Annotated in this window: 15 protein-coding genes and 1 other annotated feature; all 15 genes read right to left on the bottom strand. The window is 35.0% G+C overall.

The genetic code is table 11. From position 1 onward, the window contains the following. Positions 1 to 151 precede the first annotated feature (151 nt). The 15 genes from QQZ16_RS10970 to QQZ16_RS10900 all read right to left on the bottom strand — a co-directional run bounded on the left by QQZ16_RS10970 (position 152) and on the right by QQZ16_RS10900 (position 12,737). Complete coding sequence (locus QQZ16_RS10970; RefSeq protein WP_284561356.1) at positions 152 to 1,669, bottom strand: NADH dehydrogenase subunit 5; 1,518 nt, start codon at positions 1,667 to 1,669, stop codon at positions 152 to 154. Positions 1,670 to 2,306: 637 nt separating this feature from the next. Continuing rightward, a complete protein-coding gene (locus QQZ16_RS10965) occupies positions 2,307 to 3,644 on the bottom strand; it encodes an ISLre2 family transposase (RefSeq protein WP_284561355.1) in 1,338 nt (445 codons plus the stop codon). Between the two features lie 332 nt (positions 3,645 to 3,976). Continuing rightward, on the bottom strand, positions 3,977 to 4,573 hold the full coding sequence (locus QQZ16_RS10960) for a class I SAM-dependent methyltransferase (protein ID WP_284561354.1): 597 nt from the start codon (positions 4,571 to 4,573) through the stop codon (positions 3,977 to 3,979). Positions 4,574 to 4,677: 104 nt separating this feature from the next. Further along, a complete protein-coding gene (locus QQZ16_RS10955; protein WP_031537866.1) occupies positions 4,678 to 5,433 on the bottom strand; it encodes an isoprenyl transferase in 756 nt (251 codons plus the stop codon). 86 nt (positions 5,434 to 5,519) lie between these two features. Continuing rightward, complete coding sequence (locus tag QQZ16_RS10950; protein ID WP_031537865.1) at positions 5,520 to 5,738, bottom strand: helix-turn-helix domain-containing protein; 219 nt, start codon at positions 5,736 to 5,738, stop codon at positions 5,520 to 5,522. A gap of 10 nt (positions 5,739 to 5,748) precedes the next feature. Continuing rightward, positions 5,749 to 6,225, bottom strand: a complete 477-nt coding sequence (locus tag QQZ16_RS10945; RefSeq protein WP_031537864.1) for a DUF2975 domain-containing protein — start codon at positions 6,223 to 6,225, stop codon at positions 5,749 to 5,751. Positions 6,226 to 6,463: 238 nt separating this feature from the next. Beyond that, positions 6,464 to 6,979 carry a GNAT family N-acetyltransferase gene (locus QQZ16_RS10940; RefSeq protein ID WP_031537863.1) on the bottom strand — a complete coding sequence of 172 codons (516 nt, stop codon included), beginning with the start codon at positions 6,977 to 6,979 and terminating at the stop codon, positions 6,464 to 6,466. A gap of 224 nt (positions 6,980 to 7,203) precedes the next feature. Further along, the gene (locus tag QQZ16_RS10935; protein WP_109769022.1) at positions 7,204 to 8,880 is read right to left on the bottom strand and encodes a glutamine--tRNA ligase/YqeY domain fusion protein; all 1,677 of its coding nucleotides are present in this window, start codon (positions 8,878 to 8,880) and stop codon (positions 7,204 to 7,206) included. Between the two features lie 72 nt (positions 8,881 to 8,952). Continuing rightward, positions 8,953 to 9,207: a binding site (T-box leader), on the bottom strand. A 126-nt stretch (positions 9,208 to 9,333) separates the two neighbouring features. Next, complete coding sequence (locus QQZ16_RS10930) at positions 9,334 to 9,804, bottom strand: hypothetical protein (protein ID WP_031537861.1); 471 nt, start codon at positions 9,802 to 9,804, stop codon at positions 9,334 to 9,336. A 228-nt stretch (positions 9,805 to 10,032) separates the two neighbouring features. Next, positions 10,033 to 10,422 (bottom strand): VOC family protein, encoded by a 390-nt coding sequence (locus tag QQZ16_RS10925; protein ID WP_031537860.1) that lies wholly within the window; start codon positions 10,420 to 10,422, stop codon positions 10,033 to 10,035. Positions 10,423 to 10,602: 180 nt separating this feature from the next. Continuing rightward, entirely contained in the window at positions 10,603 to 11,019 is a 417-nt protein-coding gene (locus QQZ16_RS10920) for a hypothetical protein (protein WP_284561353.1), read from the bottom strand. A 185-nt stretch (positions 11,020 to 11,204) separates the two neighbouring features. Beyond that, the gene (locus QQZ16_RS10915; protein ID WP_031537858.1) at positions 11,205 to 11,522 is read right to left on the bottom strand and encodes a HesB/IscA family protein; all 318 of its coding nucleotides are present in this window, start codon (positions 11,520 to 11,522) and stop codon (positions 11,205 to 11,207) included. A gap of 165 nt (positions 11,523 to 11,687) precedes the next feature. Beyond that, positions 11,688 to 12,224, bottom strand: a complete 537-nt coding sequence (locus QQZ16_RS10910; RefSeq protein WP_031537856.1) for a DUF5412 family protein — start codon at positions 12,222 to 12,224, stop codon at positions 11,688 to 11,690. A 61-nt stretch (positions 12,225 to 12,285) separates the two neighbouring features. Continuing rightward, complete coding sequence (locus tag QQZ16_RS10905) at positions 12,286 to 12,486, bottom strand: hypothetical protein (protein WP_284561352.1); 201 nt, start codon at positions 12,484 to 12,486, stop codon at positions 12,286 to 12,288. A 71-nt stretch (positions 12,487 to 12,557) separates the two neighbouring features. Then, a complete protein-coding gene (locus QQZ16_RS10900; protein WP_031537854.1) occupies positions 12,558 to 12,737 on the bottom strand; it encodes a hypothetical protein in 180 nt (59 codons plus the stop codon). Between the last annotated feature and the right edge of the window lie 3 nt (positions 12,738 to 12,740).

Genomic DNA, 12,740 nt, shown 5'->3' with positions numbered 1-12,740 from the left:
GATTTATTTTCTGATTTTGTTTAAAATCCATTATGGAGTCCTCCTTGGTTACAAATTAGGGGTCATTTCGTCGACGATTTGACACCCCGCATCATACCAAGAGGGCTCTTTTTGTTCAAGTCCCCGAAAATCCTTCTAACAGGAATGCTCCTTATGGCAATTGTTGTTTTAGATAACTGGGATGGCTTTCCACTGATTTTGGCTTTGCTTCGCCTAATCTTACTAACCATAGATAAAGTACTGCAAAGAAAATAGACGAACGATTACGGGCAATAAATGACCCTATTACACTTCCAACTAATAAAAGACAGGTAATTATGATGACTGCAACTGTTGGAGGCTGAGTCCCCTGGGAAACTGTAGATTGCAGGAAATCATAGAAAAAATGATGAATAGTGACATAAATAGCAGCCGTCCCTCCTACCATTAATAACCCTGCGATTCGACCAATGTTTCCCTCTCCCAAAGCTACTAGCTGTTTCCAAGAAATAGACAAGGACAACCCTAAGATTATCGCACTAATTAATTGATATCCCTCTCCTGGTGACTGGAGCCAAAAGACCAATCCAACAGCGAATCCTAAAATCCACCCCGTTATGCTCCATAAAAGGGAGGTCTGTTTATTACTTTGATTAGATATTTCGAAACGACGCACCGCTGAACCTGACTGTAAAAAAAGAGTGGCTTTAAACAAACCATGTAGAATAAGATGAATAATCGCAGCAATATAGGCACCTAACGCACATTGAATGAGCATAAAGCCCATTTGTCCAATCGTAGAGCCTACTAACTGACGTTTATAGTCCACTTGCACTAAACTGATTCCAGAACCAACCAAGACAGATATACCTGCTAGAACAAGCAAGATAATAGTAGCTATATCTCCATTAAATAGTGGAGAAAAACGAGCAAGCATAATCCCACCTGCATTTACAATTCCTGCATGCATAATTGCTGAAACAGGTGTCGGTGCAACAACAGACTCTATCAACCATCTTTGGAAAGGCCATTGAGCTGCCGGAATGATAACCGCTAGGACAATCAGTAAGTTAATCCCAGTTCTCTCCCAACTTGCAAGTTCAGCTACATTTTCGCTGGATAAAACAGACGCTAATTGCCAATAACCAGTGCCTTGATATAGCCAAAGGACCGCCAATAATAAGGACAACCAGCCAAATATAAAGTTACGGGCAGAGAGCTTAGATGCTTCATTTGCTATTTTCCACCTATTGTTTAATTTGATAAGAAAGGTTAATCCAGCAAGCGTTGCTCCCCAAAATAAAACCATCAAGCGCAGATCAGCACTTAACCAAGCAATGGAAGCAGCAGCTGTTGTGAACGTAAAGAGTGGAAAATATTTTCGATAAGAGCGATCTCCCATTAAGTAACGAATAGAAAAACGTTGCACAATTAATCCTATGGCAAGAACGAAAAAAGTCATTAACCAAGCCAAGGAATCCAAGTGTAATGGACCAAAATTCCCCCTTCCATTCGGATTCACAAGTGCTACTAAGGAAACTAGAGGCGGTAAAGACACAATCCAGCTATGTATCTTCACAAAGCTCAGTGGTACTCTTGGATGCAGAAATAATAATCCACTTAGCATAGAAACTAAAATCATAATAAAAAACAATACTAGCAATAATGGCAAACTCAGCGAAACAAACATGTTGAAATTCTCCTTTTACTAACTTACTTAGAAAACCACATTGACTTCAAAAATCCCCAACGTTCCTTTTAATAAAGGGAAACTTCCGTCAGTACGACCTTTTCCCACTGATTTTTAGTTGGATCATTCGGACATTTATAAACTGTAACAGTAGAACAACATTTTTCCCCAATAAAAAAGCCGACAATCTTTATGCTTCACCATGATAATAATCATAGGAAACAAAAAAATTGTCGGCTTCCCTTCAACTAATTACAGCGAATTTTTTGAAGAGCTACCCTTTATAGGTTTTATATGTAAATTAACTTTCATAATAAATATTCCATTATTAATTGGCTACTTATTTATAAAATCACTTTTCCTTTTTCTATTAAGTTACTTTTTCATTCAGTCAATGTAAACATTAAAAGAATGCTAAAGTCTTAATCTTGAAACAAAGAAAATTAACCTATAACTAAGTATTAAGCTAAATATAAGATATTCCAAATTCTTATATTTGTCAACAAGAAAGCCTTATTCGATTGAGTCAAGTTTTTGTGGGAGTTTTTTTTAGCTCCCTTTTTATAAAATAAAACTTTTAATTTTGTATCCGCTTTCTAAACATTTTCTTTCATCAAAATTTCGTTTTTTTCTTTTTTTAAAAACCTTTTAATCCCTGTAAGGCAAAGTGAATGGGTTTTCCAATCGCTTGATTTAAGTATGGCAGGTTCTGACGCACGGTTTCTGTTACTAATTTTGTGGATATTTTTCTTTTCGGTCGATGCTCTTTCTTTGATTTTTCCGTGGCCTTTTCCCATTTCCCATATATCGTTTGGATGGATAGTTCATCTTTTAGTCCAATCCATAATCGTGCTAGGCTCATGACCCCTTTTTTGCTCCATGCTCTTCCATTTTTTAATCGTTTGGCTAATTGATTCATCATTGCTTCTGCACTTCCCATTGGTCGATATGCTGCCGTGTCCACGCCTTTCTCTTGTAACCAACTACGATAATCTTTTATGGTTTCCTGATGATGCGTTAAAAAGGCGAGGAAATGCGCTAGTTTTTCTTCTTCTTCTGGTGTATCCATTGTTCCTACTGCACTATTCAACTCTAAAAATAAGGAATCAACCTGATAATTTCTTAACGCTTTTTTCATGTAGCGATATCGAGGATGGTTTTTCATAAGCTGCTTCATCGAACGAGCGACATGAAAACGATCCATGGTGAAAAAGGCTCGTTCCCGAAAATACTCTCGACATGCCGTTATCCAGCCTGCTCCATCGCCATTAATAATAAGCAAGGTTTGGGTAGGATCATACGCATAATGATTCTGTAAGAATGTTTCAAAAGCTTCCCAAAAGGGTTCTTTTCCTTCGTAGAGAAAATGCCTTTTATTTCGGAGTCTGACTCGCTTTCCGTTTTCTTTCCATCCCTCATGTACAGCGGCGAATTTCAACTCCCATCCACGCTTTTTCTTTTCTTGACTCTTCACATATAATCCATCTACTTCGACAAACAATACCTTTTGAAAAGGGCGTTTTTCCTTAGCGGGAAGGACGCTTGTATGAAGAAGATGTTGCCGTAATGCTTCGTGGCTCATCGCCGAATAACCTAAAAATTGTTCGAATGTTTCCACCGCCTTTCGATAGGAAGAGCCATTCGTCGCTAGTTCTAACCCCCATTCTTCTAGTAGTGGACTAAATCCCTTATTCCCCTGAAACTGTAAATAGTGATCTAATAGACAAATATATTTTTTGGTCACACGATCGAAATAATAATTACGCTTCAGCTCCACAGCTCCAAACGCTGTATCTACTCGTATTTCTCGTTTATCTCGTAAAGCAAATCTTCTTTTGTCTCGTTGCTGAGCAATCTCTTGATCCCAATTTTCTAATGTTTGAACAAGAATTTCTTGAAACGTCATTTGGAGTGTTCGAAATAAAGTTTTTTCCAATTCTTTTAATGATGGTAATTTTATGTTACATTCATTCATGAGAGCCTCTCCTTTTCGTAGCGTTCTAGGCAAACTCTACTTTACAAAAGGAAGCTCTCTTTTTTAATGCTTAATTTTTTCCAGCTACCGCGCTCTCGCTTGGTGGCTTTTTTGTCTAGTTGGGGGACGAGTCCCCCAACTAGACAAAAAGGATATTTATTCTCCCACAAACATTTTACTCATACGCCTTATTCTACAATGGAAAGGTTTCTTAAATAATGACACGATACCTTTTTCCAAAGTCACAAACTATCTTAAATTTATAGAAATATAATTACCATAGGGACATATTGATGAATTACTATCATAAAAAGCACTAAAAATAAAATAAATCATTTTATACTGCTGGATATAAACATTGACGCATCCTGATTCATAAATATGCGATTACCATGATAAAATGTTTTCATTTTGGACAACTTAAAACCTACTTCGGATAATATTTTTTTTAATTTTTCATGGGAAAAACCGTTATGAACTTTTGGATGACTAATATTATCATTTTTATCAAAATCAACAATAATTAGCTTACCGTCAGTGTTTAAGATAGAAAACAATTCCTGTAATATTCCTTTCGTATCTGGAATATGAAGAAGGACCAAAGACATGAGAATAATATCTGCTTTTAATTCCGTAGTATTTTTCGTAAAATCGGAATAAAGTAAGCTTGCGTTCCTAATACCTTTTTGCGCTATTTTCGCTTTCGCAACCTCCAGCATTTGTTCCGATGAATCGACTAGCAAAATCGAATCCACCACGTCGGTTAATTCTAAACTAACGAGACCAGTACCACTCCCATAGTCGATTAAAGATTGGGATTTACTGTTTTCTAATTCTGTCCTTACTTCCTTCGCGATAACTTTCGCCAATTCTATTCTATCTTCTGTATCATATCTTTTTGCAAGCTGTTCAAATACATTCGTTTCCATCTTTCGGCCCTCCAACTTTAAACATTGAATATTCTAGCAATAATCAACCGTTAAAGTACAATTTAGCGTTGGTATGCGTTGATTCAACATATATTACCAAACTCTTATAGCCCACCATAACGTCTTTTTCGATTTCTATATTCTTCTACCGCTTGTAGAAAGTCCTTCTCAGAGAAATCTGGCCACAGTATATCAGTAAACCAGAACTCCGTGTAAGCAAGCTGCCATAGCAGGAAATTACTTAGACGTTTTTCCCCTCCTGTTCGAATAAGGAGGTCCGGTTCTTTCGTACCTGATGTATATAGGTAGTCTGAAAACTTCTGTTCATCCAATTCTTCTAGTGAAAATTTTCCATTGTTTATATCCGAAAACATCTCTTTCATCGCATGTAAAATCTCGTGTCGGCTTCCATAGTTTAGTGCAAAATTAAGCAAAAGGCCGTCATTATACCGGGTACGTACCATTGCATCCTCAATGGCTTCACGTGTATGAGCTGGAAGCTTTTCCATATCCCCAACTATTTCTATGCGCACATTATTAGCAATCAGATCTGGTAGATAAATAGATAGAAACTCCTTAGGAAGCCTCAATATGAACTCAATCTCGGTCTTTGGACGTTTCCAGTTTTCTGTAGAAAACGTATAAAGTGTGAGAACCTTCACCTTGCATTTAACTGCTGTCTTAACAATTTTTACGACAGTAGACACGCCTTCTTTATGACCAGCCATTCTCGGCATGGCTCGCTTCTTTGCCCAGCGTCCGTTTCCATCCATAATGATGGCAATATGTTCCGGTATAGTATCATTCGGATAATGGACGAATCCTTCTGCTTGTTTGTTATTGAAAAAAGGTAGTTTCATTGATTTCCCTCCTTTCGAAAAGTTTTTTTATATTTCTATTCCTCCAATATGTCATGATGCTTTCTGGGAATCCTTTGATGTCCTGCTTATTCACTATCTTTATCCCTACGATATTCTAAGATTTCTCCAGGTTGACATTCTAAAGCCCTGCATATTCCCTCTAATGTGGAAAGTCGAATGGCTTTGGCTTTTCCATTTTTCAAAATAGATAGATTTGCCATCGTGATTCCAACCTTCTCTGAAAGTTCGGTCACGCTCATTTTCCTTTTCGCTAACATCACATCAATATTAATTACAATTGCCATTTCATTCACCTCAGACTGTTAAATCATTTTCTGATTTTATATCAATCGCTTGTTGTAAAAGTCTTTGAAGAACAGCTGCAAAGACCGCAATTACGATGGAAGCAAAAATCGGAATCATTCCAAATAAGATAAGACCTGGAGCATCATCTGACTGAGCCAAGAGAAAAATGAAAGGCATCATTAGTACATATAAGCTGCAAATGATAATTGCATCTTTCTTTATATGGCTTAATGCCTTTACAGACATTACCGAGAAAGCTTCATTCCTATCAATATAACCCAAAAGTCTAAAAGTCTGATAAAGAGCCATATAAAACGGGATTGTAGATAGATATATTCCAATTACAATCGGATATAGAATATGGGCATAATCTGGATTTACTGGATTCTTAGCCAAGTCATACATTCCCCATAATCCTAAAACAAGAACTGGGGTTCCAATAAGAACGACAGCTATCTTTAAAAAAAGTGTTGTTCCTCTTTTCATAAAAAAGCACCTCTCCTATTTATTATCTTATTGAAATTTACCATATAATTTATCGTTTTACAATAAATTTTTATTTAAATTTATACTTTTTTTATTGATAAACAGGTTGGATGATTATTTTAAACTTATACATATTCATTTTTCTGCTAAAAAAGATTCTGTAAAAAAGGCAGTCCAATTCATTGTGAAGTGGACTGCAGAATAGTTTGCTACCTTAATTTTTCTATTACATAAAATGTTAACCAATTTCAATCCAATAACGCTGAACAATCTCCTTCCCTTCTGCGGAAATCACCTCATTTTCTAACACTCCACCCACTTTTTGAATCGTTTTAGCAGAGGCGATATTTTCTTTATCACATGTTACTAAGACTTTATTTAGGCCCAGTTTTCTAGCTTCTAATAAACTCAGTCGCAGCTGCTCTGTCGCATATCCTTTCCTGCGCTCATCTGGATGAATGCTATAGCCAATATGTCCACTTTCCATCAACAATTCTGGGGTTAATCGATGGCGAATATTAATAAGTCCAATTAATTTCCCATTGCTAATGCTTAAAAATTGAGTGGCAGGAACTCGATTTGGAGGTAGGTTATCACCATTTTCCTGGCTAATAACTTTATTAAGCCATTCCTGAAAGTCGGTATAATTTTGCAAGGAGCTGCCGCCATAAAGGTGTTCTTCTATATGTAAAAATGCTGTTCTATATTCCATTAATTGTTCCCAATACTGCTCAGATGGTCTCACTAATTCCATTAATATCGCCTTCTCTCTATCTATTTTTATCTTTCATCTAAATTTCTAACTTTTCCATCCATCTTCCCTAGTTCTTTCATGCTTTAATCCACATTAACATAAATTACCTATTCTCTGATAATTTTACAGCAATTCATCCAACTTTCAATCCCCTTTGCTTATAGATGTTAAAATATCTATTTGTAAAAAAATCGAGTGCAAAAATTTTACACTCGATTTCAACTTTATCCTTTTTTCCCTTTCCAAGAATCCTTCAATGACACAATTCTATTGAAAATTAATTTTTCTTCTGTTGCATATTTATCTACACAAAAATAACCGTGTCGCAAAAATTGGAACCTATCTTCGATTTTTGCGTCCTTCATCCAAGATTCAATTCGGCAATGGTTTAGTGTAACTTTAGAATTGGGATTCATTTTTTCCTCCCAAGTTTTTCCCGCATCTTTCACAATCATTTCGTCTTCAAATAATTTTTCGAAGAGATTCACTTCCACTAATTCACTATTTATAGCGGAAACCCAATGAATCGTTCCTTTTACTTTCCGCTCAGAAAATCCTGTTCCACTTTTGGTCTTTGGATCATAAGTACATCTGAGCTCGATAATTTCACCTGTAACTTCATCTTTAATCACTTCATTACACTTGATGAAATACGCCCCTTTTAATCGGACCTCTGCATGTAAAGCTAATCGTTTAAACCCTTTTATTGGGACTTCCATAAAGTCTTCTTTTTCGATATAAATCTCTTTTGAAAAAACAACCTCTCTATTTCCTAATGCAGGATTTTCCGGATTATTTTCCATTGATAAAAGCTCTGTCTTGTCCTCAGGATAATTGGTGATCGTCACCTTTAATGGATTTAATACTGCCATCACTGTATTTACTTTTGATTTTAATTCTCTCCGAAGCGTACTTTCCAACATTGCTATGTCAGCTGTACTTTGATTTCTTACAAATCCAAGTTCATCAACGAAGGTGCGAATACTTTCTGGGGTAAAGCCTCTTCTCCTAAGTCCACGGATTGTTGGTAATCTAGGGTCATCCCACCCATCTACCAGCTTCCCTAACACTAATTCCCTTAAATATCGTTTACTTGTTACAACACCAGTTATATTCACTCTTCCAAATTCACGTTGTTTTGGCGCTTCCTTTATTTCTAGCTCAGTCAATACCCACTCATATAAAGGTCTGTGGTCTTTGAATTCAATGGAGCATAAGGAATGGGTAACACCTTCGATTGCATCTTGAAATGGATGAGCAAAATCATACATTGGGTAAATACACCAATCATTCCCGGTTCTATAATGACTAGCATGAATAATCCGGTAAAGAATGGGATCTCTTAAATTGATATTTGGGGAGGCCATATCAATTTTGGCTCGTAATACATGCGATCCTGTTGGAAATCCTCCATTTTTCATTCTCAAAAATAAATCGATATTTTCCTCTATTGTCCTGTTTCGATAAGGACTATTTTTACCATGCTCTGTAAGTGTTCCGCGGTATTCCTTTATTTGCTCAGGAGACAAATCACAAACATATGCTTTTCCTTTCTTGATCAAACTCAATGCTGCATGAAATATTTTATTAGAATAGTCAGACCCGTAAAAAATCCGTTCTTCTGGAGAATATCCTAGCCAATTAATATCCTCTATAATCGAATCCACATATTCCATATCTTCTTTTAAAGGATTGGTATCATCAAAGCGCAGATTAAAATTCCCGTTGAACTTTTGCGCAATCGCATAGTTCATATGGATGGCATATGCACTGCCGATATGCAGGTAACCATTTGGCTCAGGGGGAAATCTTGTGCAAATCGTTCGATTCAATGCACTATTTTGTATATCCTCTGCCACCATTTTTTCCAAATTATTATCTAATTTTATTTCTCCCTTCATTTTCATCCCTCCATCTATTTTGAAAAAATTATTTTATCCAATAAAAAAAATCCCACCCCCAAGACAATTAGTCTTGAGGACGAGATTTAATATCCGTGGTGCCACCCCAGTTTTTTAATATGTCGCCATATTAAACTCTTCCGGTACGGTAGTTACCTACTTATACCCTAGCTCTATAACAGGAGCACCTGTCACACTATCCCTTCAACATAAGTTCCAATGTGAATGCTCAGAGTCTTGGTTCAATAAGTAATTCTTACTCCTTTTCAGCAGCTGGAGCTCTCTTTAAAGAATTAGGTTATTTACTCTTCTCTTCATCGCTTTTGCTATTTTTTGGATTTAAATTATTCCTATGATAACAAGGTAATTTCTGTTTGTAAAGGTAATATATTCATTAAATTAAAAAATAAACAAAAATCCATATCACAAAAATGCTCTTAGTCTTATATAAGACTACAATTTAATCCCCATATCTTTTGATTGGATAATATAATAATTATCCGATTCCCACTTATAATGACCCACATTAAAATCTTTTCGGTTGATTAAATCCTTGAAATCATGTGGGATAGTGCATTCCCAATTTAAATTTTCTATCTTAATAGGAAAATTGTCATCATTAGGATTGGGTGAGTGGATATAGACTGCATCTAAACCTGCCTCTTCTTCCACTAACCCTATCCATGATTGATAAGGTTTATCGAATGTGCTGAGCTTTTCTAATAAACTGTTATACAAAAAGATATGTGCTTTTATATGCTCTCTTCTTATTTTCCCGCTATGATTCCCATACCCGTAAAAATCAAGATGGGTATGCCAAGCATCAAACCAAGCATCTTGGCTAAAGTCTAAATCGTATTGCTCTACGTTTAAGTCTCTCCACAAGTTGCGAAAATAACGCTTTTTCCCTCGAAACTTTTTCAAAAACAGTTGCCTCCTATTGAACAAATTTATATTTGCCTATTTGGAACAATTGAAAAAGCCACATGGTTTTGATATTCCCAAACTGTCTATGTATCGGTCGTTCCATCTACAAATATGTTTAAAGAAATTCTTTAATATCGATACTTTCGTTACTACGGCTATCAAAAAAATATCCGAAATTGTTGTAAACACATCCTGGTAAGGAAATGAGAATATTCCCCCTCTATCTTATAAATCCATCTGATCAACATTTAATTCGATTAAATTACCATCGGGGTCCGCACAGAAAATCTGAGCAAATCCACTTACTCCATATGGTTTTTCAATGATTTCTATATTATTCTGTTTTAACCAATTCAGCGTATCATAGTAGTTCTCTACTCGAAGTGCAAAGTGCCCTTCTTTGCTATTTAGAGTTTTATTTGTTCGAATGGTTTGCGACTCAGGATAAACAATTAAGTGAAGTTGCTGATTCTCTATTTGGTACCAGGCACCTGGAAAATCAAAATCAGGACGTTGTAATTCTTTTAAACAAAGAATTTTCTCATAAAAATATTTGGCTTTTTCCAAATCCGTAACTGTAAGACTTACATGATGGAGCGATTTGTATTTAATCAAGATGCTTCACTTCCTTATTTATTTTTTCTATAAATAGACATCTCCCACTTTATGGAGATTTTAGAACAGCTAAGTCTGTAATAGTTCGACAATTACATTCAATAATCCTTTTCGTTTTACTTCCCATTTTTTAGAAAGGCACTTTTATTTCTTCATTCCATTTAACAGGAGAATAGTAAGTTATTCACTAGTTAAAATGGGCTTTTTTATATCGATTTCGTATATTTTATAGCCTATTTCCCATTTATGATCTTTCGTGACTGTCATTGTACAAGAATAAGGCACTTTCTTACCATATGCATCCAGTTTAGGAATATCATCAAATGTAAATATTTCGTCTGTATCTAACATTTTGAAGATTGCTTCAGCAGAGCGGCCTGATGTATCTATGTCAATAACACACTCTCCTTTCACCACATCGTATTCTTTAAACAGCATATATTTTAGACTTGGCAAAGTGAAAGTGAACAGCAAAATGCCTAATAACAAGACACCTATAATTTTTGCTACTTTCATTAAGGGAAACTCTTTATCGAAGTACATAGCAACTATGTAATATAATGACCCAAAAACGAATAAAGCTCCAAGTAAGAGCATTATGAAATACATAACCATTTTCTAATAATCCCTCTCTTTCATTGAGTATACGAGTGAAAGGAGGAAATGTTTCAATTAATTTATTTTTACAGCTTATAAAAACTAAAGAATAGGATAAATCAAATCATATATCCGCTTAAAATAAAAAAAACAGGCCCCTATTAGAGACCTGATTCTTCCCTTTATTAATTCGCTTTTTGCTTAACTTCCAAATGAAAAGAATAAATTTCACTAGCACCAATTAAGCGAAATCCTTTTCCTTGTACATAATCAAACTTTAAATCCTCGTTAATATGCTTAATTGTTAAGGGATCTAAATAAATCGTTAAGCCATTATCTTCAAAGGCTGTATCGCCTTCTTGTGGAAAATCAACCGCTAAATCGAAATTATAAACATAGCTGCAGCCACCGCTAAAAATTGTGTTTAACCGATAAACTGCACCTTCAGGAACTTCATAACTACGAAATTTTTCAACAGCAGCATCTGTGATTGTTACCTTCATTTTGCCATCTCCTACCTATTTTTACATCTTATATATACTATTCCAATATAAGAATGTAAATCATCTTACTTTCAGCATAATGGATTTCGCAAAGGGTTGCAAAAAAACTGCTTTCTGATGTATGGATAAAGAAAAATATTGATAAAAAAATTAGTTTTCTAGAAACTAATATCCGTATCGTTCTCCTTTTTTCAGATCTAACAGATGATTGTTAATCGAAACAGTATTTTCATTTTCCCACTTAACCTCTACATTTTCGATATTATCTTGATAATATATTCTCTTTTTAAACCATAGTGGACCGTTTAATTCTCCCCTAACTCCAAATGACCCCATTGCCCCGGCATCATATCGGTAAAAATCTAATGTGTTCGTTCCTTCAGGAGATTGTACTTTTTCCAAATGCTTGTTTGCTCCAAACCCAGAGGCAAATAATACAAACAAGGTTGCAAGTAAGAATGCAATGGAAAGGATGGCGGATAAAATGACCGTTAACCAACTTCTTGTCTTTGTGCGCCTATTTCTTTTATCTTTAAAACCAATAATAGCGAAAATAAAGGCTACTACACTAAATATAAGTAAAATATAATTTGGAGGTGCAATCAACCAAGTGTTGTTAATATTTGAATACAAGGAGTAAGCTCCTAAGACTAAACAAACAAGTATTAAATATAATGACCATACATTATAGCTCTTTTCCATAAAGCTCCCCCTATTTAAAATGTTCATCCATGCTATCTATTCATTTGTTAAATTCTCAAGTCTAATTCCGATCTAAAAAAAGCAGAACATAACTACCTGCGCCAACAAAAATAGCTAGTTTAATAGTGAAAAACATCCAAAATTCAAATGTTGTTAGTTTTCTTTGCTTTTTATTCCTTTTTAAATGCCAATAATAGAAAAAAGTGCATAGTAATAGCAATACCACCGATAATTGATTGATTGTTTCTAATAGATTGATCATCATAAACACCTCTAACTAGTTGTTTAGATTTTACGGTTAGATATGTATGCTTTTATGAAAAAAACTTTTTTTTATTGTATTTTACTTCGCTTCAAATGCCTATACAGATGGTCACTACCAATCAAAATTAAAATCCCCATCGCAACATTATTAACTATCATTTTGAAAGGATGAAGTCCTTCTAAATTATTAATCACCATTGCTGATAATATCAGTGTAAGAACAACGAAGTTTAAAATTTTGTTTTTCATAAG

Origin of the sequence: Bacillus sp. T2.9-1, from assembly GCF_950097965.1 — a bacterium.
Lineage (GTDB): Bacteria > Bacillota > Bacilli > Bacillales > Cytobacillaceae > Niallia > Niallia hominis.
This window is presented reverse-complemented; position numbering and strand designations above follow the sequence as displayed.

Bases quoted from the DNA above. Each gene is read 5' to 3' on its own strand.
- QQZ16_RS10905 (WP_284561352.1), bottom strand. From the start codon at position 12,486: ATGATCAATCTATTAGAAACAATCAATCAATTATCGGTGGTATTGCTA.
- QQZ16_RS10955 (WP_031537866.1), bottom strand. From the start codon at position 5,433: ATGAAACTACCTTTTTTCAATAACAAACAAGCAGAAGGATTCGTCCAT.
- QQZ16_RS10915 (WP_031537858.1), bottom strand. From the start codon at position 11,522: ATGAAGGTAACAATCACAGATGCTGCTGTTGAAAAATTTCGTAGTTAT.
- QQZ16_RS10960 (WP_284561354.1), bottom strand. From the start codon at position 4,573: ATGGAAACGAATGTATTTGAACAGCTTGCAAAAAGATATGATACAGAA.
- QQZ16_RS10940 (WP_031537863.1), bottom strand. From the start codon at position 6,979: ATGGAATTAGTGAGACCATCTGAGCAGTATTGGGAACAATTAATGGAA.
- QQZ16_RS10935 (WP_109769022.1), bottom strand. From the start codon at position 8,880: ATGAAGGGAGAAATAAAATTAGATAATAATTTGGAAAAAATGGTGGCA.
- QQZ16_RS10945 (WP_031537864.1), bottom strand. From the start codon at position 6,225: ATGAAAAGAGGAACAACACTTTTTTTAAAGATAGCTGTCGTTCTTATT.
- QQZ16_RS10965 (WP_284561355.1), bottom strand. From the start codon at position 3,644: ATGAATGAATGTAACATAAAATTACCATCATTAAAAGAATTGGAAAAA.
- QQZ16_RS10920 (WP_284561353.1), bottom strand. From the start codon at position 11,019: ATGCTCTTACTTGGAGCTTTATTCGTTTTTGGGTCATTATATTACATA.
- QQZ16_RS10900 (WP_031537854.1), bottom strand. From the start codon at position 12,737: ATGAAAAACAAAATTTTAAACTTCGTTGTTCTTACACTGATATTATCA.
- QQZ16_RS10970 (WP_284561356.1), bottom strand. From the start codon at position 1,669: ATGTTTGTTTCGCTGAGTTTGCCATTATTGCTAGTATTGTTTTTTATT.
- QQZ16_RS10950 (WP_031537865.1), bottom strand. From the start codon at position 5,738: ATGGCAATTGTAATTAATATTGATGTGATGTTAGCGAAAAGGAAAATG.
- QQZ16_RS10910 (WP_031537856.1), bottom strand. From the start codon at position 12,224: ATGGAAAAGAGCTATAATGTATGGTCATTATATTTAATACTTGTTTGT.